1 protein-coding gene is annotated in these 242 nt (G+C 34.7%); it reads left to right on the top strand.

Annotated elements, in window-relative coordinates; all coding sequences use genetic code 11:
- The coding region (locus AAEY62_RS24375; protein ID WP_502935572.1) for a toprim domain-containing protein at positions 1–242 on the top strand (242 nt) is incomplete at both ends.

Below are 242 nucleotides of genomic sequence, written 5' to 3'. Positions count from 1 at the left end.
ATTAATCCCTGCTATGATGAAAAAGGTTGACCGTGAGTTTAGTGTCTCTGACGAAACTCCGTTATTGTCTCAAAACATTTCAATGGTTGAGGTCGGTGCTTATTCACAAACATTTGAAAAGTTCATCGATTTCATTAGGATTAAATCATTAGTTATTACTGATATCGATAGTTACAAAGAAGAGATTGTTTATGAAGATGATGCTGTAACCCCTACAAGGTATGCTAATGGCAATGTAATAG

The organism is Pseudoalteromonas sp. GW168-MNA-CIBAN-0100, from assembly GCF_040309225.1.
Lineage (GTDB): Bacteria > Pseudomonadota > Gammaproteobacteria > Enterobacterales > Alteromonadaceae > Pseudoalteromonas > Pseudoalteromonas arctica.
This window is presented reverse-complemented; position numbering and strand designations above follow the sequence as displayed.